Here is a 26,472-nt window from a genome sequence, read left to right as displayed (position 1 = left end):
TATCAATGTCACTGTTATCAATGTCGTTTGGGCCCGCTAGGGCTTGGTTAACTATGCGGTTAACGCGTTGCTTTTTATAAAGTCACGCCATTTTTCCAGATGGCAATTTCACGATTATCGGTTTGTTCATTGCGGGTGGTTTTGCCTGACGCCACCTCCAGCAGGTAGCTGAAAAACTGCTGGCTGAAGTCGGTCGCGTCCTGACCTTTTTTCAGTAAGCCACCGGCGTCATAATCAATCCACTGTGGTTTGCGTCCGGCCAGCGCTGAATTAGAGGAAATTTTTACGGTCGGGGCTGGAAAACCAAGCGGCGTGCCGCGGCCCGTGGTAAACAGCAGCAAGGTGGCGCCGGCTGCCGTTAATGCCGTGGAGGACACGGCATCATTACCAGGCCCCTCCAGTAAGGTTAAGCCGCTCTGACTGGCCGTTTCGCCATAACGGATAACCTGACGGACAATGGCTGAGCCGCCCTTCTGAATTGCACCCAGTGATTTTTCTTCCAGCGTGGTTAAGCCGCCGTCTTTATTGCCCGGACTGGGGTTTTCATATACCGGCTGCTTGTTATCAATAAAATACTGTTTGAAATCGTTTACCAGGCTAACGATATCGCCAAACACCTGCTCGTTGGCGGCCCTGGCCATAAAGACCTGCTCGGCACCAAACATTTCCGGGGTTTCAGTCAGGACCACTTTACCGTTACCGGCCGCGACTAAATCGGCAATCCGGCCCACTAACGGGTTAGCGGTTAAGCCGCTTAAACCATCCGAGCCGCCACACTTCATACCGACCACTAAATCAGACACCGGACAGGCAGTGCGCTTATCGTTGCGCATTTGGGCGACTAATTCAGCAACGGCTTCCAGGCCTTGTTCTATTTCATCTTCCACCTGCTGGGCATTGAACGAGCGGATGCGGCTGTGATCGACACCCGGACTGGCCGCCAGCAGTTTACTTAACTGATTATTTTCACAGCCCAGGCCCATCACCAATACGCCACCGGCGTTAGGGTGCTGAATTAACCCTGCCAGCAAAGTGCGGGTATTGGCTAAATCATCACCCAGTTGCGAGCAGCCAAACGGATGGGTAAAGGCATGAATGCCGTCTATTTCATTGCCATACAGTTTGCGCGCTTGCTCGGCTACCCGCATCGCTGCACGGTTTACGCAGCCAACGGTGTTAATAATCCACAATTCGTTGCGGGTCCCCACTTTGCCATTCGCCCGGCGGTAACCCATAAATTCGGTCGGCAACCCGGCGGGAAAGCTTAACGCCGGCGCCTGACAGCCGTCGTACTTATAATCAACCTGGCCGCTTAATAAGGTCGCCAGATTATGCGAATGAATATGCTCGCCCACCGCGATATCAGCGGTGGCGGCACCAATAGCAAAGCCGTATTTAATGACCGGCTCGCCTTTGGCAATAGCACTAAGCGCCACTTTATGGCCGGCCGGCACATCCTGCTTTGCGCTGATATGCTGATAAGGCGCAGCCAGAGTGGTGCCAGCAGCCAACGGTTGCAATGCCACCAGCACATTGTCACGCGGGTGCACCTGCAGCAGGGTTAATTGCTCGCCCGGATCAGTGGGTTCGGTTAACGAAACGCTACAACCTGGTTTTTGCTCTGTGCTCATAATTCAGCCTATCTCTGTTTTGTCTAGCGGTGGCAAACTGTTTATAAAAAATTGCTTATCATTTAACTGTTCCGAGAACCTGCTTACCCACACCAACACGCCGTGAATACATCCTTGTAGGCTCGTTTCCGCCCGTCCAGGGCTTCAACGGTTGGCTTAGGGTAAGCAGATTCTCTCTTTAGCAAACTACAGCTGCAGTGGCTCACCATTTAACGTTACGTCTGCCTGATCAATCTGCGCCACATTTTCCAGAATGCCTAAACTGTCTGTTTGTTTAAAATGGACATTATGCAAACTTACGCCGTTAATCGGTGCCCGTTCAAAGCCGCGCAGCACAAAGGCCCGTTGGGCTTTTTTCACTCGTAAATTGCTGATATGCAGGTTTTTTACCTGTGGCAGAAACTGACCGGCATCACCTTCTTCATAGAAGAAGTTAATGACAATAGCATCGCGCACTTCACCAATCTCAATATCGCGGATATAGATATTTTCAATTACCCCCCCGCGAACCGAATTGGTTTTAACCCGGATGCCCCGGGCCAGATCCGGGCTGCTCATCCGACAGCGCCTGGCAAAAATATTACGGGCGCCACCGGAGATTTCACTACCCAGCACTACCCCACCGTGGCCGGCACGCATAATACAATCCTGAATCACCACATTTTGTACCGGGGTCGCCAGCCGGCGGCCATCGTTATTGCGGCCGGATTTCAGGGCGATACAGTCATCACCGGTATCAAACAGACAATTTTCAATTAATACCCGGTTACACGACTCAGGGTTACAGCCATCAGAATTCGGGCCATAACTGATAAAGTTAACATTGCGCACGATGACGTCTTCAGACAACACCGGGTTAATTAACCAGAACGGCGAATTGCGGATAGTGACACCGTCAATTAATACCCTTTTACAGCCGTAGGGCTGAATAAAGGGTGGTCGCAAGAAGTTTTCTTTGAATACCCGCTCACTGACTGGCGCACCGCGCTCTGCCATCTGAAACAATGGCGTGCGGGTTAACGCCTGATCGACAGCAGGGTTATAATCCCAGCTCCGACGCTCCCAGTCCCCTTTCCATGGCCACCAAGCACTATCGGAGCCATTGCCTTCCAGAATGCCCTCGCCGGTCACAGCAATATTCTGCTGCTCAAAAGCGTAAATCAGTGGCGAGTAGCCCATTAATTCGACGCCTTCCCAGCGGGTCATCACGTATGGCAGGTAGTGTTCAGGGGCGGTGTAAAACGATAACACCGCGTTTTGCTGCAGGTGTAAATTTACATTCGATAATAAATGTACCGCACCGGTTTCAAAACGGCCTGCCGGCACCACTACCCGGCCGCCGCCTGCGGCGTGACAGGCTGCAATTGCGGCTTTAATTGCTTCGCTGTTGTCAAAACCAGCCACAGCGGTAGCGCCATAGCGGGTGATAACAAAATCAACTTTCGGAAAATTAGTCAGGGCTATGCTGGCAATAATGGTATCGGCTTGTTGCCATAACTTTTCATCGGCACTCGCTACTTCACTATCTATGTTGCCATCTGGCGTATCTGCAGCTGATAAAGCCATACCTGAACACCCCTGTAGTGACATTAATGACAGGCCGGCGCCTGCCAGACCCAGGGTTTTCAAGTGTAGGCGCTTACGCGAATTTATCATCTGTTTCTCCTGTTCCGGGCATATCAACCACATTAAAAATACGCGGCTGGCAATGCTGCTTCAGATATAATAACCAATTTGCCACCGGTGGCAAGTAAAACGCCATTTTTTTTGCCATCGGTAGCAAAATGACCGGCGCATACGATTTTACCGCATGCGCCGGCGTCATTTATTTAAGTTCGTTTTCGTATTCGGGCTGGCTTGCAACCCGGGCCGTTGATTCGCGCACCACCAGAGTTGGCGCTACTTTGGCTGCCACATTGCTGGCAGCTTTATCATTATTTTCAATCGACATAATCATTTTGCTGGTTGCCAGCAGTGCCATCTGCCGCACTGGCCTGCGGATAGTAGTCAATGCCGGGATCACCCGCGAGGCCAGCATGTTGTCATCGAAACCGGCTACTGATAATTGCTCCGGCACCTTAATGCCCAGGGTATGGGCCACTTTCAGCACGCCAGCGGCCATTTGATCGTTATTGGCGAAAATAGCAGTCGGTCTGTCAGCCCTCTGCAGGATGAGGCGGGCGCATTCAATACCCGTCTCATAGGTGTTATTGCCTTCAATAATCTGTTCTGGATCAATTTTGATACCATAGGCCGATAACCCTAACTGAAAGCCTTCCATCCGCTCAGTGGATGACTTATAACGCTGTGGGCCACTGATAAAGGCTATTTTCTCATGCCCCAGCTGAGCAAAATAGCGGGCCATTTCGGCAGCAGCTGCTCTGTCGTCGGACACGACTATATGTTTCGGCTCATCCAGGGCCACTGAGCTTAGCCGTACATAAGGACTGCCGGATTCTTTTAACGCCAGAGCCAGGGTTTCAGACTCAGACACCGGCGGCAGCACGATAACCCCGTCCAGTTTTGAGCGCTGCATAAAGCGCAGACAATCCTGTACCAGCGACTCACTGCGATAACGACAGGGATGCACCACCAGCTCGTAACCGAGGTTAGAGCAGACTTCCAGCACGCCGCGCTGCACATCGTCCAGGTATAAAGCATCAGGATTATCATAAATAAGCCCCAGCAAATACGAGCGGCTGGACGCCAGACCGCGGGCCTGGGTATTTGGCGAATACTTTAAATCGCTGATAACCTTTTCCACCCGCAACCGGGTGCCGTCACCAACGCTGAGCGAGCCGTTTATTACCCGGGATACCGTGCGTTTTGACACCCCGGCAATCCGGGCTACGTCATTTATCGTGGCTTGTTTTTGCATACTTCTCATCTTAATGACCACTGACTTTACGGGCATGCAGTTGCGGCCGGTAGGTGCTGAGCGCGATATCAATGGCAGTTTGCTTCAGACTGGCTATGATAGCAGTGATTGGCTGTTTACCAAACACTGCCAGCGGACCGGTGACACCGACAGCTGCCACCACCTGGCCCTGTTCGTTGCGTACCGGTGCGGCCAGGCAACGCACATCATTGTGATACTCCATTTCATCAGTAGCAAAACCACCGGCCAGCACCCGTTGCAGCTCGTGGTGCAGCTGCGCGGGGGCAGTCAGACTGCGGCTGGTATGGCTGGCAAATAAGCCGGCTGCAGCCAGCTCAGTTAACTGGTCCAGATAATGATGGGCCAGAAAAACTTTACCGGCTGCTGAGCAGTTAAACGCCGCCACGGTACCAGGCCTTGCGGCCAGACGCAGCGGATTAGGACTGTCACATACCTCGACCAGCAACGCGCCTTCGGCATGAGGCAGGGCTAAATGACAACTTAAAGCCGTTTTTAAGGCCAGCTGCTGTAGGTAAGGCCGGGCCTGCTGTGTCAGGCGCTGTGAACTCAGTACATTTAAACCCAGTTTAAACAGCTGCGCGCCCACCTGATACCGTTTGCCCTGCTTGGTCAGCACTTTCTCCTGACACAGGGTTTGCAAAATCCGAAATGCCGTGGTGCGGGGCAACGCCAGCTCCTGCTCCAGCTCGGTTAAGCTCATGCCCTGCTCAGATTCGCTGACCAGGCTGATTATCCGGCAGGCATTGGCCAGATTGGGTATAACATAGCTTACCATCGGTTCTCTCCTGCGGATAATCGGGGTTAAAAGCCAAACTGGGCCGGCAGCCATTCACTGATCGCCGGAATATAGGTAACCAGCATCAGCACCACAAACATCGCCAGATAAAGCGGCATCAAGGGTTTAATAATGGCTTCTATCCGGGTTTTGGCGATGGCGCAACTGACAAACAGCACACTGCCTACCGGCGGTGACACCAGACCAATGGATAAGTTAAGCACCATCATAATGCCGAAATGCAACGGGCTCATGCCCAGTTCGACCGCCACCGGTAAGAATATCGGGGTGAAGATAAGCACTGCCGGCGTCATATCCATAAAGGCCCCCACCAGCAATAAAATCAGGTTGATCATCAGCAAAATCAGCAATGGATTCTCGCTGATGGTCAGCATGGCAGCACTGATTGCCTGGGGGATTTGCTCGTAGGATAAAATCCATGACATGGCAGATGAGGTAGCGATTAACGCCATCACAATGGCGGTAGTTTCAGCGGCTTTCATTAATACCGCCGGTAACTCGCTGGTTTTTACTTCACGATAAATGCCGACCGCTAAGATCAGCGAATACACCACCGCAATGGCACCGGCTTCAGTCGCGGTGAAAATACCACTGATAATGCCGCCAATAACCAGAAATATCATAAATAAGCTGGGCACTGCAGCCGCTACTTTTTGTACTACCAGTTTAAGTGGCAAGCGGGCCCCCACCGGGTAGCCTTTTATTTTGGCGTAACCGGCACAGACAATCATCAAAGCGATACCCAATAAAATGCCCGGCAGATAGCCGGCAATAAACAGCGCTGCTATTGATACCCCGCCACTGGCAATGGCATAGACAATTAAAATATTACTGGGCGGGATTAACATACCGGTGGTAGCCGCCGCCGCGGTTACTGCCGCACTGTAGTTGACATCATAACCCTGCTTTTTCATTTCCGGCAGCATAAAGCTGCCGATAGCTGAAGTTGCAGCAACTGCCGAGCCGGAAATTGCCCCGAAAAACATGCAGGACACTACGTTAACCAGAGCTAAACCGCCCGGCAGCATGCCAATCAGCGCCATCGCGCATTCAATTAAACGCTTGGCAATGCCGCCGCGGCCCATAATCAGCCCTGACAGGATAAAAAACGGAATAGCCAGTAACGCAAAGCTGTTAATACCGCCGGCCATCCGCTGTGCCATGGTAGTAACTGCTGGCATAAAATCGACACTGAGTAAAATAGTGGCCAGCGTTGCCAGGCCGATACAAAATGAAATAGGTACGTTTAACAGCAGTAAACCAAAAAATACCAGTAATAAAACTAAAATGGCTAATTCCATCAGTGCACTCCCTTCACAACCGGTAAGGTTTGGTTTGTCGCCAGCGCATAAAGCTGACAACCACCATAAAACGCAATCAGTACCCCTGAAATCGGAATAGCCAGATAGACATAGGCCATTTTAATATCCAGTGCTGCCGACATCTGATTCAGCTCATAGGTCAGTCGCACCAGATTGCCACCTCCTACCACCATCACAGCGACGGCAAACAGGGCCACGGCCGCCGTCAGCACAAAGGCCACCCGCTGCCGCCCAGCCGGGCTGAACTTCTGAGTCACAATATCCAGCCCCAGATGCACCCCGGTGCGATAGGCAAAAGCAGCCCCTATCATACCAATCCAGATCAGCAAGGTCCGGGATAGCTCTTCGGTCATAGAGCTGGGTGCATTCAATACAAAGCGGGATACCACCTGCCAGCACACCACCAGGACAATGGCCGCCATTAACAAGGCCAGAAACCATTTCAGCGCGTTATCAATTATCTGCATAAATCTAATCATGATCAGCCTCCGCCGCATTGGCTAAGGCCGCAATTTGCGCAAGCACCGGGCCAATCTCAGTTTGCTGTAAACTTTGGTGGAAGGGTTTAACCGCATCACGAAACGGTTGCTTATCCGGGTAAATTACCTTAACCCCGGCAGCTTTTACCGCTGCTAAAGCCTGTTCTGACGCTTGCGCCCAGGCTTCCCGCTGATAAGCAATAGAGTCATCGGCTGCCTGTTGTAACCATTGCTGCTGCTGAGCCGTTAAGCCCTGCCATACCGGCAGGCTGACAATCATCACATCAGGCACCGCCGTATGTTCATCCAGGGTGTAATATTTACTTAACTCGTAATGGCGTGATAAATAAAAACTTGGCGGGTTATTCTCAGCACCGTCAACCACTCCCTGCTGTAATGCCGTGTAAAGCTCGCCCCAGTCTACCGGCGTAGCCGCGCCTCCTAATGCCTCGACCATCCGCACCGCGGTCTGGCTGGCCAGTACCCGAAACTTCTTGCCCTTCAAATCAGCCGGGCTGTTAATTTCGGTATTGGTGGAATAAAAACTGCGGCTACCAGCATCGTAATAGCCTAACCCCCGCAGCCGGGCAGGTTCTAAGTCCAGCAATAACTGCTGACCGGTTTGGCTCTCTAACACCCGCCATAAGTGAGCGTTATCATCAAAAATATAAGGCACGCTGAATACCCGCATTTGCGGCACAAAACTTTCTACTGAACTGGCCGACACCTTTGTCATCGCCAGACTGCCAATTTGCAAAAGCTCTATCAACTCACGCTCATTGCCTAACTGACCACCGCTGTAAATTTCAACCTGCATACTGCCAGCAGAATACTGCTTAAGCCGCTCGCCCATCAGCAACATCGCCTTGTGCACCACATGTTCCTGATCCAGCGTATGGGCGAGGCGCAAGGTTACCTGCTCCTGCTGTGGCTGACAGCCACTAAGCCAGATACTGGCCAGCAGTAACAGACCCATAGCGGCCTGGTTGGTAATTTTTCTCATATCTCGTCCTGCCCTGTTGCCAAGCATGGCATGTCTTATTGCATGCCTTACTCAATAAAATTTTGCTACCCGATTGCTTAAGCGTACCCGCTTACTTCATCGCGCTGGCCGGAAATTTATCCATATCGTGATAATCCAGGTTTTCCCCGGCCATGCCCCAGATAAAGGCATAATTACTGGTGCCACAACCACTGTGAATAGACCAGGCCGGTGATACCACAGCTTGTTCATTAGCCACCCAGATATGTCGGGTTTGCTGCGGCTGGCCCATAAAATGACAAACCCGCTGCTCGCTATCGAGATTAAAATAAAAGTAGGCTTCCATGCGTCGATCATGCTGATGCGCCGGCATGGTATTCCAGACACTGCCTGGTTTTAACACCGTTAAACCCATTTGCAACTGACAGGTTTCTACCACATCATTAATCATCAGCTGATGAATGGCCCGTTCGTTCGAGGTTTGCTGTGAACCCATCTGCAGCACGGTGCAATTATCCATGGTCAGATGTTTAGTGGGATAAGCATGGTGCGCCGGCGCTGAATTCAGATAAAATTTGGCGGGGTTGCTGCTATCGTCAGAACTGAAACTGACATCACGCGCGCCCATCCCTACATATAAGGCTTCGGTATTCTTCAGCTGATAGTCGGTACCATCAACACTAACCGTACCGGTACCACCAACGTTAATAATACCCAGCTCGCGGCGTTTTAAAAAATATTCAGCTTTTAACGGTTCCGGTGCGTCCAGCTTTACCGGGCCTGCAACCGGCACTGCGCTGCCAACCACAACCCGCTCGTAATGGGTGTAACACAGCACCAGCTTATCGGCCTGCATCAGGTTATCTACCAGAAAATGCTGGCGCAGCTCGTCGGTATCATAGTGTTTTACATCGTCCGGATGAGTCGGATAACGGCTTTCAAATAATGTTGTCATAATCACCTCTTAGAAATTTAAAATTCAGCGGGCCAGCCAGCCACCATCAACAGCCAGCACATGGCCGTTTACATAGTCACTGGCGCCTGAAGCCAGAAAAACCGCCGCACCAGCCAGATCTTCCGGCTCGCCCCAACGGGCAGCCGGAATACGGGCGGTAATAGCAGCATTACGCTCAGTGTCGGCTTGTAGTGCGGCGGTGTTATCGGTTCGGAAATAGCCAGGTGCTATCGCATTAACCTGAATATTATGCTGGGCCCATTCGTTGGCAAGCGCCTTGGTAACGCCGGCAATAGCATGTTTACTGGCAGTATAAGCGGGTACGGTAATACCCCCGCTATAAGACAGCATGGAGGCAATATTAATTATTTTTCCCTGCTTGCGCGCTATCATCTGCTCGCCCAGCCGCTGGCTCAGTAAAAAAGCGGCATCTAAATTTACCGCAATAACTTTATGCCACTCCCGCATTGGGAATTGATGAGCCGGTGCCCGGAAAATAGTGCCACCACAGTTCACCAGAATATCAATCTGACCTGTGGCCAATGCATCCGAAGCCAACTGCTCTACTGCCTGCTCATCACTTAAATCAGCAGCCAGCGCGGTAGCTTTGCCACCGGCATCGGTGATTTTTTGCACGGTATCCTGACACCCCCCGGCTGCAGAGCTGGTACAGATCAGTTCAGCGCCCGCGGCGGCCAATGCCACAGCAATGGCCTGTCCCAGACCCCGACTGGCGCCGGTTACCAGGGCTCGTTGCCCGTTAAGGGAAAATAATGCTGTCATCGCTACCTCCATTTTTTTAAGTTTACCGGCTACTGGGCCACTGCTTTTAACACCGGTATTGGCCGCATTCAGCCATTTTTGTTCATATATGGAACAGTGCAAAAAATAAAATCCACCACAAAGAACAAATTAAACAACAACTTAATTAAATCTGACCGGCTTTAGTTACAATTTAGGCTGATTTTATTTAAAGCATTAATTGACAGATTTTAGTTGATGGTGTTAGCTTTTTGCCATCGGTGGCACAAAATTGCAAGCTTTTTTTGCCACCGGTAGACAGGATACCAGCTTAGTACAGAAATGAATAAGCAGACAAACAAATCAACAGGCAGCAAACTGTTTTGCTTCTGAAAAAAATCGAAAAATGCCGGGCACGACCCAGGCAAAGATAACAAGACAAATCAGGACGAGGTGAACACAAATGGCTTATCGCAACACGCAATTTCGCCCTACCAAATTGGTACGGGCGCTGACACTGGCTGGTATGGCAACGCTGCTTAGCGCGTCTCCGGCGTTATTGGCCCAGCAAACTGACGAAACGACTGCTGAGCAAGCACAGGAGCAAGAGGTTGAAGTGATTACGGTAACCGGCAGCTTTCGTGGCAGCCTGGCCAGTGCACTGAATCAGAAACGATTTGCCAATGGTGCCACTGACACCATCGTGGCTGAAGATATTGCCGACTTCCCTGATCTTAACTTAGCCGAATCGTTACAACGCCTGCCGGGTGTTGCTATCAGCCGCGTTGCCGGTGAAGGCCGGCAAATTTCAGTCCGCGGACTCGGTCCTGACTTTACCCGGGTTCGGATAAACGGGATGGAAGCGCAGTCGACCAGCGGTGGTACCGATGCGGTGGGTGGCGCCAACCGGGGTCGTGGTTTTGATTTTAATACGTTTTCATCAGACTTGTTTACCGAGCTTACTGTGCGTAAAACCGCTGCAGCCCATATTGAAGAAGGCTCGCTCGGCGCAACAGTTGACTTACGTACCGCCCGGCCATTTGATTTTGATGCTTCAACGTTTACGGCCACCGTACAGGCCGGCTATAACGATCTGTCAGAAGAAGTCGATCCGAAAGCCTCGTTTCTATACAGCAATATTAATGAAGACAGCACCTTTGGTTATCTGATCTCCGCGGCGTTTTCCGAGCGCAATATCCTCGATGAAGGTGCCAGTACCGTACGCTGGGATAACTCCAACGATTTTGGCAGTTACCAGGGCAGTGCTGATGCCCCTGAGTTGCAGGAAATTAATGATGCGTTCCGGCCCCGGTTGCCACGTTATGACTCATATACTCACAATGTAAAACGCACCGGTGTGGCGGCAGCCTTTGAATACCGTCCTACGATGGAAACCCGTTTTAATCTCGATGTTTTATATTCCAAAGACGATTCAAGCCGCAACGAAGTATTTACGCAGGGTATTTTAAACAATAACTCGATTGCCGCTGCGATGAATGTGCTGGATTACGAAGTTGATAATACCAACACCGTTACCTATGGCTCGTTTGAAAATGCCGTGGTACGCAATGAAAACCGTTATGACGAATTATCCACTGATTTTCTGCAATTTACCCTGTCAGCTCAGCATCAGCTGACCGATGATTTAAAAATCGATGGCATGATTGGCCGGGCCAAATCTGAGTTTGATAACCCGATCCAGACGACCATCGTTATGGAAAAACGTGGTGTTGATTTCAGTTACGATTACCGGGGTGGCAAACGCACAGCACCAGAGCTGCTGTTTGGCGCTGAGGTGTATGATCCGACAGGCTGGGCTACTAACAGTGTCCGTTTACGGCCACTGGGTGCAGAAAATACCTTCGACAATGCCGGCATCAACCTGGAGTATGCGCTAACTGACAGCATGAGTTTGCGCGGCGGGCTGCACTATAAAGCGTTTGACTTTGAAAGCCGCGAAGCACGGCGACGTTCTGAAAATACTGCCGGTATCGAGATGACGCCAGATGTCATTGCCAGCTATGATTCAGGCCTTGGCTCACAGGGTCCCTGGTTAATTCCGGATCTGGCAGCGATTGATGCGCGCTACGACATTTACAGCAATACCGGTGAATTTGAAGTCAGTCCGGATTTCCGGCGGGTAGACAATTACTCTGCCGAAGAAAAAACTTTAGGCGCCTATCTGCAGCTGGTTTTTGACACCCAGTTTGGTGATACCGCAATTCGTGGTGATGTTGGTGGCCGTTATGTGCGTACCGATCAGTCATCAACTGCCTGGGCGACGTTAGGTGGCACCCAGACACTGGTAACGGCTGAGCACGATTACAACGAGTTCCTGCCATCCTTAAACCTGGTATTTGAACCGATGGACGATGTGATTATCCGCTTCGGTTATGCCGAAGTGATGGCCCGGGCCGGCCTTGGCAGTATCCGGCCTAATGTCTCGGTATCAGTATCGGGTGGTTCCCGCAGTATCAGCGGTGGTAACCCGACGTTGGAACCGACCAAAGCGAAAACCTACGACTTAGGCTTAGAGCTGTACTTTGATAATGAATCCTTACTGGGTGTGGCGGTATTTCGCAAAGACATTGACAGCTATGTGCAGGGCCTGCGTGAAACCAAACCCTTCACTGAAACCGGATTACCGATTCAGGCGGCTATTGATGCCTGTAACGCTGGGCCAGGTTATGGTGAAGCCGCAGGCTGTACTGAAAATGATGTCTGGCAAACCAATACCCCGTTAAATGGCCCTGGTGGCGATTTATATGGTTTTGAAATTCAGTATCAGATGCCCTTTACCTTCCTGCCGGAATTCTGGGATCGCTTTGGCTTTATTGGTAACTTTACCTATGTTAAAGCGCAGCTTGATTACGTTAATGCGGACGGCCAGATCCTGGCGACCCGCGATTTACAGGGCTTATCGCAGAATACTCACAGTGCCACCCTGTACTATGAAGATGAAAAATTCAGTGCCCGGGTATCAATGGCCTATCGTGACCGGTATTTAACCAATGCCCTGGGGCGCAACAACAACGATATGGAAGGCACCAACTCAACCCGAAATGTCGATGCGGCACTGGCTTATCAGCTGACCGATCAGTGGAAAGTGAGCTTTGAAGCACTTAACTTAACGGATGAAGTCGACGATCAGTGGGTAGATTCAAGTGGTAACCGCTTAACGTACTACCATGGTACCGGTCGCCAGTATTATCTGGGCGCCCAGTACAAGTTCTGACACTTTGCAGCAGGCCTTAATGGCCTGCTTTTTCTCCCGGTGACAAACCTCCCCCCTGGTGGTTTTGTTACGTAGTACCTTCGCGAGCCAGGAATGGCCCGATTTTTTCTGACGGATCGCCGTATTAATTTAACAGGTGTTTTATTGTGAATAAGGGTGTTCGATATTCATTGGCTACACTGAGCCTGGCATTGCTGGCGGGATGCAACCCCGCTTCCCCTCCTGCCAAACAACAAACCACAACCGACAGCGCTGCAGCCGATGCCGTGGCCAGTTTGCACGTTGCCAATCCCTCTTCGTTTGCCCGCACTGAAGACCTGTATCTGCCTTTTACCGATTTAGGCCTGGCAGCAAGCGATGCTGACAATCTGGTAGCAACCCTTGACGACAAGGCTATACCTTCCCAACTGATTGACCGCAGTGGCGACGGTCAGGATGATACGTTATTTGTCCAGCTGGCATTAGCGCCGGCCAGCCGGAAACAGCTGAATATCAACACTGATCCGCTATTGTTCAGCCAACAAAGCTGGCCAGCAGCTACTCAGGCTGAGCTGTCCCATAAAGTGGGCGGTGAATGGCAGGACGCCAGATACACTGGCGGTACTTTTCAGAACGTGACTGAGCTGACGCCGCCAGCACAATATACCGATCATTCAGAATGGATCCGTTACGAGGGGCCGGGTATTGAGTCTGACAAAGTGGGCTACCGGATTTACCTGGACTGGCGCAATGGCTTTGATATTTTTGGTAAAAAAACCTCAGAGCTGGTGCTGCAAAATGTCGGTCAGGATGGCTATCAGTCGTATCATGAGTTGGCAGACTGGGGCATGGATATCTTAAAAGTAGGCAAGTCACTTGGCGCCGGTGGCTACGGCTACTGGGACGACAAACAGGTGCAACTGGTATCAGAAGTTGGCCGGCATAACGCTAAAGTGATTGAAAATGGCCCGCTGTATTCGGCGTTGCAAATTCAGTATCAGGACTGGCAAATTGCCGGTAAAACCATCAACCTGACCGCTGACTTAAGCATGACAGCCGGCTCCCGCCTGGTAAATACCCGGCTTAAGTTAACTGAGCCGCTGGACAATCTGGCCATTGGCCTGGTCAGATTACCTGACACAAAACTGCTGCAGGGCGATCTGGATATTCCCGGCCATAGCTGGACTTATCTTGCCACCTGGGGTAACCAGAGCTTATCAGCGCCCGACAGCAAGCTGGGCGTGGCAGTGCTGTTTAAACGCGGCCAGCTGCTGGAGCAGACTGAAGACAACAACAGCCATGTCGCGGTGATGCGTCCGGCAGGTAATGAGCTGGAGTATTACTTTCTGGCGGCCTGGGATGGCGAACCCGGTGGGATCAGCAGCGAAGCAGAATTTGTCCGCTATCTGCAGCAGCAGGTTGAACAACTGACATTAACGCCAAGGCTCAGTCTGAAAACAGCGTTGGGCCAACAGCAAAAAGCCGGCCCGCTGACAGCGGAGGTGGCATTAGACTGGAGTGAGCGTTTAGCGAAAAGCGAAATGGCCCGGCAAACCCCTTTTTATGCCTACGGCGGCTGGGATTACGAGCGCCAGCGCCCCAGTAAATGGGAATATACCACCGGTTTGCAGCTGCAGGCTTATGACGACCTGCTAAAACTGCGACCTAACCCCGAATGGCAGCAGGTTCTCAGTGATGTAATCGGCTCTTTTATTACCGCTGAAGGCGATATCCGTACTTATAAAATCAGTAACTACAACATCGACAGTTTAAATACCGGCAATATGTTGTTACGTGAATATCAGCGCAATCCGCAGCCCCAGTATAAAAAGGCGCTGGATTTACTGCGCCGGCAACTTACTGAGCATCCGCGTACCCGTGACGGGGCTTTCTGGCACAAAAAAATCTATCCTCATCAGCTGTGGCTGGACGGTGTTTATATGGGCATGCCTTTTCTGGCCAGCTACAGTAAAGCCTTTGAGGACGGCCATGCTTTTGATGAAGTGGTAAAAGAATTCACCATCAGCCGTGACAAGCTGCGCGATCCTGCAACCGGTTTGTATTATCACGCCTGGGATGAAGCCAGGGAGCAGAACTGGGCAGACAAAGACAGCGGCCTGGCCAGTCAGTTCTGGGGCCGGGGGTTAGGCTGGCTGGCGATGGCACTGGTCGATGTGCTGGAGATTATTCCGGAGCAGCAAACTGAACTGCGGCAACCGTTACTGGCTATGACAGCTGAATTAGCTGAGGCACTGGTTAAGGTGCAGGATCCGGCGACCGGCACCTGGTATCAGATCCTGGATAAACCCAATGCACCCGGTAATTATTTAGAGTCGTCGGCCAGTAGCATGTTTACCTACTTTTTTGCCAAAGGCGTTAATAATGGATATCTGGATGCCCGCTATAAGGACACTGCCTTAACAGCCTTCGAAGGCCTGGTGGATGAGTTTATTCTGGTGCACCCCGATAACAGCGTCAGCCTGGTTAATACGGTACAGGTAGCCGGTCTCGGCTTTGGCCGCGACGGCAGCTATAACTATTATATGAGCGAACCGCTGTTCAGAAACGACGCCAAAGCAAATGGCCCCTTTATTATGGCTGGTGTGCAGATTGCCAGATTACTCAGCGACAACTGAGTATCGTCGCTGTTTTGACGGGCCGGCATTAGCCGGCCACTTCTGAGGTGTTTTATGAGACTGACCGGCTGGCTGTTTGCTTTGCTGTTTACTGCGCTTTGTGGCGGCAACGTCGCAGCATCAGAGATCATTCGTTTAACCGTGGCCCAGAACCCGGATGCCGGCTTTCGCAGCATCCAGCAAGCCATTAACAGCCTGCCCGATAACGATATCCAGGCGATTATTCAGATAGGCCCGGGTATTTACCGGGAAAAGCTGTATTTAACCCGCAACAAGGTGGCGTTGATTGGCAGCGGCGCTGATAACACCGAAATACGGATAGCAGAGCTTAGAACAAACTGGTTAAAACAACACCCCAGCGACTGGGGCGCCGCCGTAGTCAATATTAATGCCGCTGATATCGCCCTGCTGAATCTCAGCATCGTTAACAGCTACGGTGAGCTTACCGGCGATAACGAACATCAGTTTGCTGTACGTGGCTTTGAGCAGGCCACCCGGATCATTACCGCCAACTGCAGAATTATTGCCGGTGGTGCTGATACCTTAAGTCTGTGGAATAAAACCGATGGCATGTATTACCATGACAACTGCTATTTTGAAGGCCATACCGATATGGTCTGTCCGCGGGGCTGGGCATTTTTCAGCAACAGTACCTTTGTTAATAAAAAAGCCTACGCTACCTTGTGGCACGATGGCGAGCTGGATGCCCGGCAGAAACTGGTGGTACGGGATTCATCCTTTGACGGTGTCCCGGGCTTTATGCTGGGCCGGCGCCATTACGATGGCCAATTTTACCTGATTAATAATCGATACAGTGCCAATATGGCTGACAAGCCGCTGTTTCGCCATACCTACCCTGAAGAGCCCAGCCGTAACCGCGCAAATTTATGGGGCGATCGCTATTATTTCAGCCACCAGAACCCTGCCCAGGCAATTTATCCGTGGCTTAGCGCCAACTTAGCAAGCCACCCCCAGCAGCTTACAGCTGAACACATTACCGCTTTATGGACCTTCGACAACCGGTGGGACCCAGAGCAGCAACTGCAGACCCTGCTGAATAGCATTAAGGAGTAAGCGATGAAAACCCTATTTACGCTGTTAGCGGCCGTTACGCTGACAATTAACCTGCTGCAGCCATTGCAGGCCAATGAACTTAAGCCACTGAAGCTGCATCTGGTGGGCGACTCTACGATGTCTGATAAGCCTAATCTGGCTTATCCTGAACGTGGCTGGGGCCAGTTGTTACCGCAGTTTTTAAGCCCGCAACTGACCGTGGTAAACCATGCAGCTAATGGTCGCAGCACCCGCCGCTTTCTGAACGAAGGACGCTGGCAGCTGCTGTTAAGCGAGCTGGGCAAAGGCGATTATGTGCTGATCCAGTTCGGCCACAATGACTCTAAACAATCAGATCCGGCGCGTTATGCGGCCGCTGACACTGATTATCAGCGCTTTTTAACACAGTTTATCGCCGAGGTGCGTCAACAGGGTGCCACCCCAATGCTGGCCAGCCCGATTTGCCGGCGTAATTTCGCCGAAGATGGCAGCTTAAAACGCGATTTAGCCGCTTATGCCAGTGCTGCGGCTAAGGTTGCGACAGAGACAGAGGTGAGTTTTTTTGATTTACAGCAGCACAGCTGTGATTTCTGGAAGCAATTGGGTAAAGCAGCCGCCCAGCCCTATTTTATTCAGGTACCGGCAGATTTATACGCCAAGTTCCCAGCTGGCACCGAAGACAATACTCACCTCAGCGTGCAGGGCGCCAGTAAACTGGCCCAGTTTTTTGTCCGGGATTTAAAAGCACAGCAGCACCCATTGGCAGCTTATGTTTATCGGGAATTGTTGTAGATGAAAAGTAAACTAAGAATCGAATTGCTCTAAGCCAACCGTGTCCCGCAAGGATGCGGGAGACGAGCCCCCAGGGAAGGGACTCTTTACTGCGAAGGGGGCGAGTTGGCGTGAGCAATCCGGTTCGATGTTAAGCTTACTCAGATTATTCCGGTGCTTTTGACACCCCAACCATGGCCGGACGTAACAACCGGCCATTTAATTCATAGCCTTTTTGCATCACAAAAGTCACGGTATTCGGTGCAACATCAGCAGAAGGCTGAATAGTCATTGCCTGGTGTAAATCCGGGTTAAAAGGCTCACCTTGCGGGTCAATTTGCTGCACCCCATATTTGCCAACCGTATCCAGGAAGCTTTTCATGGTCAGCTCTACCCCTTCGACAATACCGGTAAAGGCTTCATCTTCGCGGTTAATAAACGCCAGCGCCCGTTCCAGATTGTCAACCACCGGCAATAAGTCACCGGCAAATTTTTCCAGCGCAAATTTATGGGCTTTTTCAACATCCTGACTGGCCCGGCGACGGGCATTTTCAGCGTCTGCTTTAATGCGCAGCATTAAATCCTGCTGGTCGGCCAGTTTAGCCTTGATTTCAGCCAGCTCAGTTTCCAGTTTAGAAATTACCGCCTGCTCACCCGATAATTCAACGGTATCAGCCTGCTCGTTGGCTTTGTTCTCCGGCTGCTGGGTATCCTGTTTCATCTCTTCAGCCTGCTCGTTCGGCTTTGCTTGCTCAGTCATGCTAACTACTCCAAATGAAAGTAGGTCTATTATGGGGATGGATTCTGTCGATTCAAGTTTAAATTTAAACGATGAGCACAGGCTTCCACTAAGGGCACCAGTCTGGCGTAGTTCATCCGTCTGGGGCCGAGCAACGCAATAAACCGATGCGGCTCAATCTGGTAGCGCTGGCTGATCACACTGACCGGTGCCAGTTCGACAAAGCCAGACTCTTTTCCCAGGATCAGTTTCGGATGCTCATCTGTCGTTACTTTCTGCAGTAAATTAATTAAACCGGCGGGTTGCTCCAGCATCTGAAACACCTGCTGTAATGCCGGATTATGCTGATACTCAGGACTTAATAATAACTGATGCTGGCCAAAAATCATCGGCTGGTGCTGTAAAAACTCATCCAGGCTCAGCTGCCCCAGTACATTATTTATCAACAGCTGGCTGCCGCCGGTTTCTTTTTTGGCCATCCCGGCAAGACGGGCAATACCATCCTGCCACTGGCCATTGGCCAGCGCTGCATTCAGTAGACAAAGCACTTTGCCAAGGGTGGCGCTGTCGATACTCTGGGCACAATCGAGCACCCGATGCAGAATATCACCATCTTCATCCACTACTACCAGCAATAAGCGGTCACTGGCCAGCCGCACCAAATCAATCTGCCTGACTTCGCGACCACTGGCTTTAGGCGCACTGATAATGGCCACACAGCCTGTCAGGTTAGTCAGCAGCTGGCCGGCTTGCTGACACAATAATGATACCGGCAGAGTTGGAACCAGCCGGCGCTGAATTTCAGCCTGCCAGCGACCACTTAGTGGCTGCATGGTCAGCATTTTATCGATAAACAAGCGGATACCACTGGTGGTGGGCACCCTGCCGGCAGAGGTATGAGGCGAGCGGATAAAGCCCTGCTGCTCCAGTTGTACCATGGTATTACGGACAGTAGCGGAGCTGACATCCAGTGCCTGATTTTCGGCAATAAGCTTGCTCGATACCGGCAAACCATCAGCCAGATACTGCTCAACAATCAGCTTTAAGATCAGCTCTGCCCTGGTTAGCGCCACCGCCATACTACCTAATACCTTATTCAGTGTTGGCTATTGATCTGGGGGCTAAATTAACAATATCAAGTTGATAAATCACTAAAAGCGCGCTGAGGCTGGTCGCGGATGAATGAGGCCGCTATACTGGCAAAATGGCAGCCGGGAACAAAACTATGAGTCACGCTTTTACTAAAATTGGTCTGATTGGCAAACCCAATCATCAGGGTGCCAACCATACGCTGGTCAGCCTGTATCATTTCCTGTCAGCCAAAGGTCTCGAGGTTTATGTAGAAGAACGGGTAGCCCAGTCGTTAGCACTGGCCGATGCCAGGGTGCTCGATCTGGTCGACCTTGGCAAAACCTGTGATTTAGCGATCGTTGTCGGCGGTGATGGCAATATGCTGGGTGCAGCAAGGGTGCTGGCACGGTTTGATGTTGCCGTTTTGGGGGTTAACCGCGGTAATTTAGGCTTTTTAACCGATTTAGCGCCTGAATTTTTTGAACAACCGTTATCTGATGTGCTGGATGGCAACTTTGTTACTGAAAAACGCAACTTACTGGAAATCTCAGTTCACCGCCATGGTAGCGTGAAAAGCAGCAACAGCGCAGTAAACGAAGCCGTTTTGCACGCCGATAAAGTGGCGCATATGATTGAGTTTGAAGCTTATATAAACAACGAGTTTGTTTATAGCCAGCGTTCAGACGGCTTAATCGTCAGCACCCCCACCGGCTCTACCGCCTATTCATTATCCGGAGGCGGGCCAATTTTAACGCCGGATTTAGACGCCATGTGTCTGGTGCCGATGTTCCCGCATACCTTAAGCAGCAGGCCATTGGTGGTATCAGGCAACAGTGAAATATGTTTAAAGGTCGCCGACAGCAACGATGCCCATCTGCAAATAAGTTGCGACAGCCATGTCATTCTGGCCGTCATGCCAGGTGATGAAATTTATATCCGTAAACACCCTACCCCACTGCGGCTGGTGCATCCACCGGGCTACAGCTATTACCACGTGCTGCGCAATAAACTGGGCTGGGGCGCAAAACTTTATTAGCGCGCAGCCTTTGCTTAAAAATCCGGCTTGCATAATTGCTAATAACTGTATAAATTTACACTGTATCTAAACACAGTATTTAACAGTAATTATTCCTGACGGGAGTCACAGCATGCTAAGCCACCTTCATATCAGCAATTTTGCTATCGTCCGGGCACTGGAAATTGACTGGCAAGCCGGTATGTCGACCATCACCGGCGAAACCGGCGCCGGTAAATCTATTGCCATTGACGCCTTGTCACTGTGTTTAGGTGAGCGCGCAGACGCCACCGTCGTGCGTCCCGGTGCCGATAAGGCCGATATTGTCGCAACCTTTGATATTGCAACACTGCCACAGGCCCAGCACTGGCTGGAACAGCAGGATCTGGCAATGGGCAGCGAATGTATAGTGCGGCGGGTCATTAATAATGAAGGCCGCTCCCGCGGTTATATTAATGGTGTGCAGGTGCCAGCCCAGCAACTTAAAGCGCTGGGCCAATATTTACTCAGTATTCATGGCCAGCATGCTCACCAGCAACTGTTAAAAGCCGATTATCAACGTCAGTTACTTGATGCATTTGCCGATAATGCGCCACTTCGCGCTAAGCTGAAGCAATGTTATCAGCAATGGCAAAGCTCTAAACAGGAATACCAGCAACTACAACACAGCCAGCAACAACGTGATGCCCAGCGCCAGTTACTGGAATACCAGGTGGCAGAGCTGGATCAGTTTGCGCCAGCAGATGATGAATTTGCCCAGCTGGAAGCAGAGCAAAGCCGGCTGAGCCATGGCCAGACGCTGTTAAGCCAGAGCCAGCAGTGTATTGAACAACTATATGACAGTGATGAGGGTTCTATTTATCAGGCCCTGTCAGTGGTCAATCAGCAGCTGGAGCAGCTTTGTCAGCTGGATAACAGTTTAACGCCACTGCAGCAGATGTTGGCAGATGCGCTGATGCAAACCGAAGAAGCCAGCCGTGAGCTGCGCCGCTATGCCGACAAAGTTGAGCTGGACCCGGAGCGGCTGCAGGAAATCGACGAGCGAATGGGCCAGTGGCTGACATTAAGCCGCAAACATCAGGTTAGTTATGAGCAGCTGCCAGAGTTTCATCAGCAACTGGCCGGGCAACTGGCAGAGCTGACCGGTGATGATAAGCGATTAGTGCAGCTGGAAGCCGAACTGACCGAAGCAGAGCAGCACTATCAGCAACTGGCTACCGAGTTGCATCAGCAGCGCCAGCAGGCGGCCGGCAAGTTAAGTGCGCTGATTGCCGCTAGCATGCATGAACTAAGCATGGCAAATTCGCGCTTTGAAATAAATGTGCAGGCCCTCAGCCTGGAGCAGGCCAGTAGCCATGGCTGGGATCAGATAAGCTTTACGGTATCGACCAATCCGGGCCAGCCGTTACAGCCGCTGGCTAAAGTGGCTTCGGGCGGCGAGTTGTCCCGGATAAGTTTAGCAGTGCAGGTTATTCTGGCAGATAAAATTACTACCCCTACCCTGATATTTGATGAAGTGGATGTTGGGATCAGTGGCCCGGTCGCTGCCGGCGTCGGTAAGCTGTTACGTCAGCTCGGCGAAACCACTCAGATTATCTGTGTCACGCATTTACCTCAGGTTGCCAGCCAGGGTCATCAACAGCTGTTTGTCGAGAAATACACTGATGGCCAGGCCACCGAAACCCGGATGCGCTGCCTGACTGACGAGCAACGGATTGGCGAAATAGCCCGCTTGCTGGCGGGTGAAAATATCAGCGCCAGCGCGCTGGCCAATGCCCGCGAACTTTTGTGCTCACCGGCAGTCTGAAAGAAGATTTTTCAGGGAGGCTGTCATAGGGTATGATAGCCGCAACCGGACTTAACAGACGAAAATGATGAATAAAGTAGTACAGATTTTAATAGTAATAGGCCTGCTGGCCAGCTTAAGCGCCTGCTCTAACGTGATATACCGGATTGACGTTCCGCAGGGTAATTACCTTGAGCAAAAAGATATCGACAAACTGCGGGTGGCGATGACCAAAGAGCAGGTAAAGTTTGTCCTGGGCAGCCCGGTGGCAGACAACATCTTCGACGATGATACCTGGCATTACTTTTATTCATTAAAAGGTGGCCGTGGCAATAACTTTGAAAAACAACTGATTGTAGAATTCAAAGACGACAAATTGCAGGATATTTCAGGCGATTTTAAGAAATCAGAAGATTTTAATACCCCGCTGGATATCTGATTTACTCCGCGGTTATTTAAAAATGAAAAGGCCTGCTTGCAGGCCTTTTCATTTTTAATGTTCCTGCTTTCTACCACCTGTAACTTTATCAGCCCGCCCTTCTTCTTTGGCTTTCTCGGCCCGCCGCCGGCGTAAGTCTTTCGGATCGGCAATAAGCGGCCGGTAAATTTCTATTCTGTCACCGTCTTTTACCTGCTCGTCAGGTTTTACCGGCCGGCTCCAGACCCCTATTTTCTGCTGACTTAAATCTATATCCGGGTATTGCTGTAAAATGCCAGACTGTTCAATAACCTGCAATACAGTACTGCCCGGCAGTACCGACAATGTCAGTAAGCTTTGCTGATGCGGCAGCGCGTAGGCGACCTCTACTGTATATTGCTCAGCCATTATTTTCCCCGTACACCACTTTCGCCCGCTGGGTAAATGCATTTACCATAGCCGCAGTCAGCTCGGAAAAAACTTTACCAAAAGCAAACTGCACCAGTCTGCTGGAGAATTCAAACTCCAGCCGCAGCACTACTTTGCAGGAAGTATCGTTCAACGGCACAAAGTGCCAGCCGCCCTGCAAACGCTTAAAAGGCCCGGCCACCAACTGCATGTCAATCCGCTCATACGGGTGCAAAATGTTACGGGTGGTAAAAGATTGGCCAATACCTGCCTTGGAAACCTGCAACTTCGCCACCATCTCATTCTCAGTCTGGCTTAAAATCTCTGCAGAAGTGCAGCCAGGCAGAAATTGTGGGTACTCTGGTACGGCATTTACCAGGTCAAACATTTGTTGCGCGCTGTAAAAAACCAAGGCACTGCGCTCAATTTGTGGCATACTCACTCCCCTTAAAACTCGCTGCTGATTGTAACAGAATAACGCGGGGCAACAAGGCCGGCAAAGCACGGCCCCATCGGGATCCAGAGCAGCGTACCCGGTCAGCGCGTTAGCAAAAATAGCGGATTATGAGCAAAAAAAAACCAACTAAAAACACCAACGGCACTATTGCGGTCAATAAAAAAGCCCGCCACGAATATTTTCTGGAAGACCGGTACGAAGCAGGTATCAGTTTACAAGGCTGGGAAGTTAAGAGCATTCGCGAAGGCAAGGTTAACTTGTCTGACGCTTACGTTATTCTGAAAGACGGCGAAGCTTATCTGTTTGGCGCGCAAATTCAGGCATTAAAAAGCGCTTCAAGCCATGTCATTTGCGACCCGGATCGCAGTCGCAAACTACTGCTGAATAAACGTGAGCTGATGAAGCTTATCGGGCTTAAAGAGCGCGATGGCTATACGCTGATTGCCACCGCCATGTACTGGAAAGCCTGCTGGGTTAAAGTCGAGTTTCACCTGGCCAAAGGTAAAAAGCAGCATGACAAGCGCGACGATATTAAAGACCGTGACTGGTCGCGCGAAAAAGAACGAATGATGAAACACAGCAAACGCTAATTTTTTTGTCTGGCCTTGAAACTATCAGGGCGTGTCACCATCTAATGGCTGTGACAGTTAGAAAGTAAGACCGGCGATTGAATGCACTGCAACATTTTGCTCCTTGTTATAAGCAGATAGCAGGCGTACAATAGCCAAACACTGAGAGTGTTAGTGTTAAACCAAAGAATTCGGGGCTGATACTGGATTCGACGGGATTCACGAACTCCTAGGTGCATGCCGAGGTGCGGTAGGCCTCGTAAAAAAACCGCAAAAAACTAGTCGCAAACGACGAAAACTACGCACTCGCTGCTTAATAGGCAGTAGAGAGCTCTTCCCCTCACGCATGTCTGTAAGCTGAGACTCTGGAAGATCACCCCTAACAGAATCGCGTCGCGTCTTCGCCTGGAGACAACACGTTAAAACCAATCAGGCTCGCCCGACGATAGCCTGCCATTCGGCGCTCATAGGGTTAACTAAATGAATGTGCTAAGCATGTAGTACCGAAGATGTAGGTTTTTCGGACGGGGGTTCAACTCCCCCCAGCTCCACCACACAAATCAAAAGGCCACCGCAAGGTGGCCTTTTGATTTTCTACTCCAAAAGTCGGTCGATTGAAACTCTTAAGGTCACTGAGCGTGGTAAAAACACTTGCTTTACTGGCTTACAAATAGTCTATAGTTAATGTGATGGCAATTAATGCAGTAGACTGTGATCTTTACTTGAACCGTTAAGCCCTGAAAGCTAGTGGCCTGCTAACCCTAATTAAATGACGTTGAGAAAAATGGATCACAGATATTACCTATGAGCAGTTCTCAAATATTCTTTAGAGCAACCATTCTCTTTATATTTTGTACGTGGTCTATTTTTTCGATAGCAGATACACCAACCTCTGAGCCTCAAATACAACTTGTTAATGACCAGTTGTATTTACTTGAAGATCCAAAATCCAGCCTGAGTCATCAGCAAGCTTTTACGGCATACAAACTCAACGAATTTAGCCAAAATAGTCAAAACAAAGTGAGTTTTGGTTTTACCCAGAGCACGATATGGGCGGTATTACCAATTGAAAATATGACAGACGGACCTTTGCGACGCATTATAAAAATAGATAATGCCTGGCTTGATAATATTGATCTTTATTTTTTTTCTGCCAACAGATTAACCAACCAGGTGTCGATAGGTGATAACGTGCCCTTTACCCAACGTTTACGAAAAGAAAGGATGCCGTCGGTGGCGCATCAATTTCCGTTGGGCACCTCTCATGTTCTTTTTCGGTTTCACTCTGAAGACCCTTTAACTATTCCTATATACATCGGTAGCGAAAAAGCAATGGTGTCCGCCTTTGCAGAAAATGCTTATTTTTATGGTGCTTTGTATGGCGGATTACTCATTCTGCTTATCTACAATCTCGCACTGTATTTTTACATAAGAGAACTCAGGTATTTACTCTACCCCATCTATCTATTGGCATTTACCGCATTCAACTTTACCTATACAGGACATGGTTTTTGGCTGATTTGGTCCGACTCTGTCACCACGCAACAGTGGATAATGCCTGGCCTGATGTACTGCTATTTGTTTTCAGCGGTAATGTTTACCATTGGCTTTTTAAATACGCGTACTTTTTTACCCACTTTGTATCGCTACAGGCACCGAATATATGCCAGTTTACTGATATTAGCCGGGCTTTTATTTTTATCTGGCAATCGTTCATTAATCATAATGATTCAGTTGATCATGTTAACCAGCCTATCCGTCTGGATGCTGCTGGTTGGATGCCTGGCATACAAAAACAAAGACCCACTCGCTAAATTTTTTATCCCCGCAATCATTATGGGAACAGGAGGGGCCACATTTTCCAGTTTTGTGACTTGGGGAATTATTCCTTATTCGCAGTGGGCATTTCGGGAAATAGAAGTAGGCATGCTGTTAGAGATGTCATTGCTGTCCATATCACTTGGTTTTAACTTCAAATTAGCGCAGCAAGCGCGTATTAGAGCAGAAAGCAATGCTCTGCACGATCCTTTAACTAACTTGTATAACCGTCGTGCATTTTCCAAGCTGGTTCACCCAAGTTGGGAGCTAGCTAAAAGGTATAATACGCCTATGTCGATTATGTTGATGGACTTAGATTGGTTTAAACGAATTAACGACCAATTCGGCCATGCTGCGGGAGATAAAGTGCTGCAAAGTGTGGCTAAAATAATAAAGAGTCGCACCCGTGATTCTGATATCGCATTGCGATGGGGAGGAGAAGAGTTTTTAATTTTTCTACCTAATACCACTAGTCACCAGGCTAGCCAACTCGCCGAAGATCTACGTGCACAAATTGAAAAAATTGACCTTAAAAACATATGCCGCGTGACGATGAGTATTGGCGTCGTTAGTGCCACGCCTGATCAACTGGACCTTGATAACTTAATTACTTTGGCCGATGAAGCACTCTACTCTGCCAAGGAGCAAGGCAGAAATACAGTGACGGTGATGCGCGATCACAAACTTACAACAAACATATAATTGCTTAGAC

22 protein-coding genes and 1 other RNA gene are annotated in these 26,472 nt (G+C 50.3%); 10 read left to right on the top strand and 13 right to left on the bottom strand.

Annotation, left to right across the window (positions count from 1 at the left end; all coding sequences use genetic code 11):
- Positions 1-74 precede the first annotated feature (74 nt).
- From R3187_RS15025 to kduD, 9 genes are all read right to left on the bottom strand, one after another.
- The gene (locus tag R3187_RS15025; RefSeq protein ID WP_318967873.1) at positions 75-1,631 is read right to left on the bottom strand and encodes an altronate dehydratase family protein; all 1,557 of its coding nucleotides are present in this window, start codon (positions 1,629-1,631) and stop codon (positions 75-77) included.
- A gap of 186 nt (positions 1,632-1,817) precedes the next feature.
- A complete protein-coding gene (locus R3187_RS15020; protein ID WP_318967872.1) occupies positions 1,818-3,287 on the bottom strand; it encodes a glycoside hydrolase family 28 protein in 1,470 nt (489 codons plus the stop codon).
- A gap of 169 nt (positions 3,288-3,456) precedes the next feature.
- Entirely contained in the window at positions 3,457-4,509 is a 1,053-nt protein-coding gene (locus tag R3187_RS15015; protein ID WP_318967871.1) for a LacI family DNA-binding transcriptional regulator, read from the bottom strand.
- Between the two features lie 10 nt (positions 4,510-4,519).
- Positions 4,520-5,305: an IclR family transcriptional regulator gene (locus tag R3187_RS15010; protein WP_318967870.1), complete on the bottom strand. Its 786-nt coding sequence runs from the start codon at positions 5,303-5,305 to the stop codon at positions 4,520-4,522.
- A 26-nt stretch (positions 5,306-5,331) separates the two neighbouring features.
- Positions 5,332-6,627, bottom strand: coding sequence for a TRAP transporter large permease (locus R3187_RS15005; protein ID WP_318967869.1), 1,296 nt, complete (start codon positions 6,625-6,627; stop codon positions 5,332-5,334).
- Positions 6,627-7,127, bottom strand: coding sequence for a TRAP transporter small permease (locus R3187_RS15000; protein ID WP_318967868.1), 501 nt, complete (start codon positions 7,125-7,127; stop codon positions 6,627-6,629). The genes R3187_RS15005 and R3187_RS15000 overlap by 1 nt, the downstream gene beginning before the upstream one ends.
- Complete coding sequence (locus tag R3187_RS14995; protein WP_318967867.1) at positions 7,120-8,130, bottom strand: TRAP transporter substrate-binding protein; 1,011 nt, start codon at positions 8,128-8,130, stop codon at positions 7,120-7,122. The genes R3187_RS15000 and R3187_RS14995 overlap by 8 nt, the downstream gene beginning before the upstream one ends.
- Before the next feature lie 91 nt (positions 8,131-8,221).
- On the bottom strand, positions 8,222-9,064 hold the full coding sequence (kduI, locus tag R3187_RS14990; RefSeq protein ID WP_318967866.1) for a 5-dehydro-4-deoxy-D-glucuronate isomerase: 843 nt from the start codon (positions 9,062-9,064) through the stop codon (positions 8,222-8,224).
- Between the two features lie 24 nt (positions 9,065-9,088).
- Positions 9,089-9,847: a 2-dehydro-3-deoxy-D-gluconate 5-dehydrogenase KduD gene (gene kduD, locus R3187_RS14985; RefSeq protein ID WP_318967865.1), complete on the bottom strand. Its 759-nt coding sequence runs from the start codon at positions 9,845-9,847 to the stop codon at positions 9,089-9,091.
- A 421-nt stretch (positions 9,848-10,268) separates the two neighbouring features.
- On the opposite strand from kduD, the gene R3187_RS14980 reads away from it, so the two are divergent.
- The 4 genes from R3187_RS14980 (at position 10,269) to R3187_RS14965 (ending at position 17,500) form a co-directional block, all read left to right on the top strand.
- Positions 10,269-13,040 (top strand): TonB-dependent receptor, encoded by a 2,772-nt coding sequence (locus R3187_RS14980; protein ID WP_318967864.1) that lies wholly within the window; start codon positions 10,269-10,271, stop codon positions 13,038-13,040.
- A gap of 146 nt (positions 13,041-13,186) precedes the next feature.
- On the top strand, positions 13,187-15,655 hold the full coding sequence (locus tag R3187_RS14975; protein ID WP_318967863.1) for a glycoside hydrolase family 88 protein: 2,469 nt from the start codon (positions 13,187-13,189) through the stop codon (positions 15,653-15,655).
- Between the two features lie 54 nt (positions 15,656-15,709).
- A complete protein-coding gene (locus R3187_RS14970; RefSeq protein WP_318967862.1) occupies positions 15,710-16,729 on the top strand; it encodes a pectinesterase family protein in 1,020 nt (339 codons plus the stop codon).
- 3 nt (positions 16,730-16,732) lie between these two features.
- Entirely contained in the window at positions 16,733-17,500 is a 768-nt protein-coding gene (locus tag R3187_RS14965; protein ID WP_318967861.1) for a rhamnogalacturonan acetylesterase, read from the top strand.
- A 145-nt stretch (positions 17,501-17,645) separates the two neighbouring features.
- On the opposite strand, the gene grpE is transcribed toward R3187_RS14965, so the two are convergent.
- Both grpE and hrcA read right to left on the bottom strand, forming a co-directional pair.
- Positions 17,646-18,239 (bottom strand): nucleotide exchange factor GrpE, encoded by a 594-nt coding sequence (gene grpE, locus R3187_RS14960; RefSeq protein ID WP_318967860.1) that lies wholly within the window; start codon positions 18,237-18,239, stop codon positions 17,646-17,648.
- Between the two features lie 29 nt (positions 18,240-18,268).
- A complete protein-coding gene (gene hrcA / locus R3187_RS14955; protein WP_318967859.1) occupies positions 18,269-19,297 on the bottom strand; it encodes a heat-inducible transcriptional repressor HrcA in 1,029 nt (342 codons plus the stop codon).
- A gap of 146 nt (positions 19,298-19,443) precedes the next feature.
- Here hrcA and nadK point away from each other — a divergent pair, with 146 nt between their 5' ends.
- From nadK to R3187_RS14940, 3 genes are all read left to right on the top strand, one after another.
- A complete protein-coding gene (gene nadK, locus R3187_RS14950) occupies positions 19,444-20,325 on the top strand; it encodes an NAD(+) kinase (protein ID WP_318967858.1) in 882 nt (293 codons plus the stop codon).
- A gap of 112 nt (positions 20,326-20,437) precedes the next feature.
- Entirely contained in the window at positions 20,438-22,111 is a 1,674-nt protein-coding gene (recN, locus tag R3187_RS14945; protein WP_318967857.1) for a DNA repair protein RecN, read from the top strand.
- A gap of 64 nt (positions 22,112-22,175) precedes the next feature.
- Positions 22,176-22,529 carry an outer membrane protein assembly factor BamE gene (locus R3187_RS14940; protein ID WP_318967856.1) on the top strand — a complete coding sequence of 118 codons (354 nt, stop codon included), beginning with the start codon at positions 22,176-22,178 and terminating at the stop codon, positions 22,527-22,529.
- Positions 22,530-22,583: 54 nt separating this feature from the next.
- Here R3187_RS14940 and R3187_RS14935 read toward each other — a convergent pair whose 3' ends face one another.
- The gene (locus R3187_RS14935) at positions 22,584-22,916 is read right to left on the bottom strand and encodes an RnfH family protein (protein WP_318967855.1); all 333 of its coding nucleotides are present in this window, start codon (positions 22,914-22,916) and stop codon (positions 22,584-22,586) included.
- Positions 22,909-23,352, bottom strand: coding sequence for a type II toxin-antitoxin system RatA family toxin (locus R3187_RS14930; RefSeq protein WP_318967854.1), 444 nt, complete (start codon positions 23,350-23,352; stop codon positions 22,909-22,911). Before R3187_RS14930 ends, R3187_RS14935 begins: the two co-directional genes overlap by 8 nt.
- Before the next feature lie 128 nt (positions 23,353-23,480).
- Here R3187_RS14930 and smpB point away from each other — a divergent pair, with 128 nt between their 5' ends.
- The 3 genes from smpB (at position 23,481) to R3187_RS14915 (ending at position 26,462) form a co-directional block, all read left to right on the top strand.
- Positions 23,481-23,963: an SsrA-binding protein SmpB gene (gene smpB / locus R3187_RS14925; RefSeq protein WP_318967853.1), complete on the top strand. Its 483-nt coding sequence runs from the start codon at positions 23,481-23,483 to the stop codon at positions 23,961-23,963.
- A 172-nt stretch (positions 23,964-24,135) separates the two neighbouring features.
- Positions 24,136-24,496, top strand: a transfer-messenger RNA (tmRNA) gene (ssrA, locus tag R3187_RS14920).
- A gap of 250 nt (positions 24,497-24,746) precedes the next feature.
- Positions 24,747-26,462: a diguanylate cyclase gene (locus R3187_RS14915; RefSeq protein ID WP_318967852.1), complete on the top strand. Its 1,716-nt coding sequence runs from the start codon at positions 24,747-24,749 to the stop codon at positions 26,460-26,462.
- Positions 26,463-26,472: the final 10 nt, after the last annotated feature.

The sequence above is a fragment of the Arsukibacterium sp. genome, assembly GCF_033721375.1.
In the GTDB taxonomy this organism is placed as follows: domain Bacteria; phylum Pseudomonadota; class Gammaproteobacteria; order Enterobacterales; family Alteromonadaceae; genus Alishewanella.
The sequence above is the reverse complement of the archived record's forward strand: the minus strand, read 5'-3'. Positions and strand labels throughout refer to the sequence as shown.

Coding starts and splice junctions, on each gene's coding strand:
- R3187_RS15025 (WP_318967873.1), bottom strand. CDS start 1,631: ATGAGCACAGAGCAAAAACCAGGTTGTAGCGTTTCGTTAACCGAACCC.
- R3187_RS15020 (WP_318967872.1), bottom strand. CDS start 3,287: ATGATAAATTCGCGTAAGCGCCTACACTTGAAAACCCTGGGTCTGGCA.
- R3187_RS15015 (WP_318967871.1), bottom strand. CDS start 4,509: ATGCAAAAACAAGCCACGATAAATGACGTAGCCCGGATTGCCGGGGTG.
- R3187_RS15010 (WP_318967870.1), bottom strand. CDS start 5,305: ATGGTAAGCTATGTTATACCCAATCTGGCCAATGCCTGCCGGATAATC.
- R3187_RS15005 (WP_318967869.1), bottom strand. CDS start 6,627: ATGGAATTAGCCATTTTAGTTTTATTACTGGTATTTTTTGGTTTACTG.
- R3187_RS15000 (WP_318967868.1), bottom strand. CDS start 7,127: ATGATTAGATTTATGCAGATAATTGATAACGCGCTGAAATGGTTTCTG.
- R3187_RS14995 (WP_318967867.1), bottom strand. CDS start 8,130: ATGAGAAAAATTACCAACCAGGCCGCTATGGGTCTGTTACTGCTGGCC.
- kduI (WP_318967866.1), bottom strand. CDS start 9,064: ATGACAACATTATTTGAAAGCCGTTATCCGACTCATCCGGACGATGTA.
- kduD (WP_318967865.1), bottom strand. CDS start 9,847: ATGACAGCATTATTTTCCCTTAACGGGCAACGAGCCCTGGTAACCGGC.
- R3187_RS14980 (WP_318967864.1), top strand. CDS start 10,269: ATGGCTTATCGCAACACGCAATTTCGCCCTACCAAATTGGTACGGGCG.
- R3187_RS14970 (WP_318967862.1), top strand. CDS start 15,710: ATGAGACTGACCGGCTGGCTGTTTGCTTTGCTGTTTACTGCGCTTTGT.
- R3187_RS14965 (WP_318967861.1), top strand. CDS start 16,733: ATGAAAACCCTATTTACGCTGTTAGCGGCCGTTACGCTGACAATTAAC.
- grpE (WP_318967860.1), bottom strand. CDS start 18,239: ATGACTGAGCAAGCAAAGCCGAACGAGCAGGCTGAAGAGATGAAACAG.
- hrcA (WP_318967859.1), bottom strand. CDS start 19,297: ATGGCGGTGGCGCTAACCAGGGCAGAGCTGATCTTAAAGCTGATTGTT.
- nadK (WP_318967858.1), top strand. CDS start 19,444: ATGAGTCACGCTTTTACTAAAATTGGTCTGATTGGCAAACCCAATCAT.
- recN (WP_318967857.1), top strand. CDS start 20,438: ATGCTAAGCCACCTTCATATCAGCAATTTTGCTATCGTCCGGGCACTG.
- R3187_RS14940 (WP_318967856.1), top strand. CDS start 22,176: ATGATGAATAAAGTAGTACAGATTTTAATAGTAATAGGCCTGCTGGCC.
- R3187_RS14935 (WP_318967855.1), bottom strand. CDS start 22,916: ATGGCTGAGCAATATACAGTAGAGGTCGCCTACGCGCTGCCGCATCAG.
- R3187_RS14930 (WP_318967854.1), bottom strand. CDS start 23,352: ATGCCACAAATTGAGCGCAGTGCCTTGGTTTTTTACAGCGCGCAACAA.
- smpB (WP_318967853.1), top strand. CDS start 23,481: ATGAGCAAAAAAAAACCAACTAAAAACACCAACGGCACTATTGCGGTC.
- R3187_RS14915 (WP_318967852.1), top strand. CDS start 24,747: ATGAGCAGTTCTCAAATATTCTTTAGAGCAACCATTCTCTTTATATTT.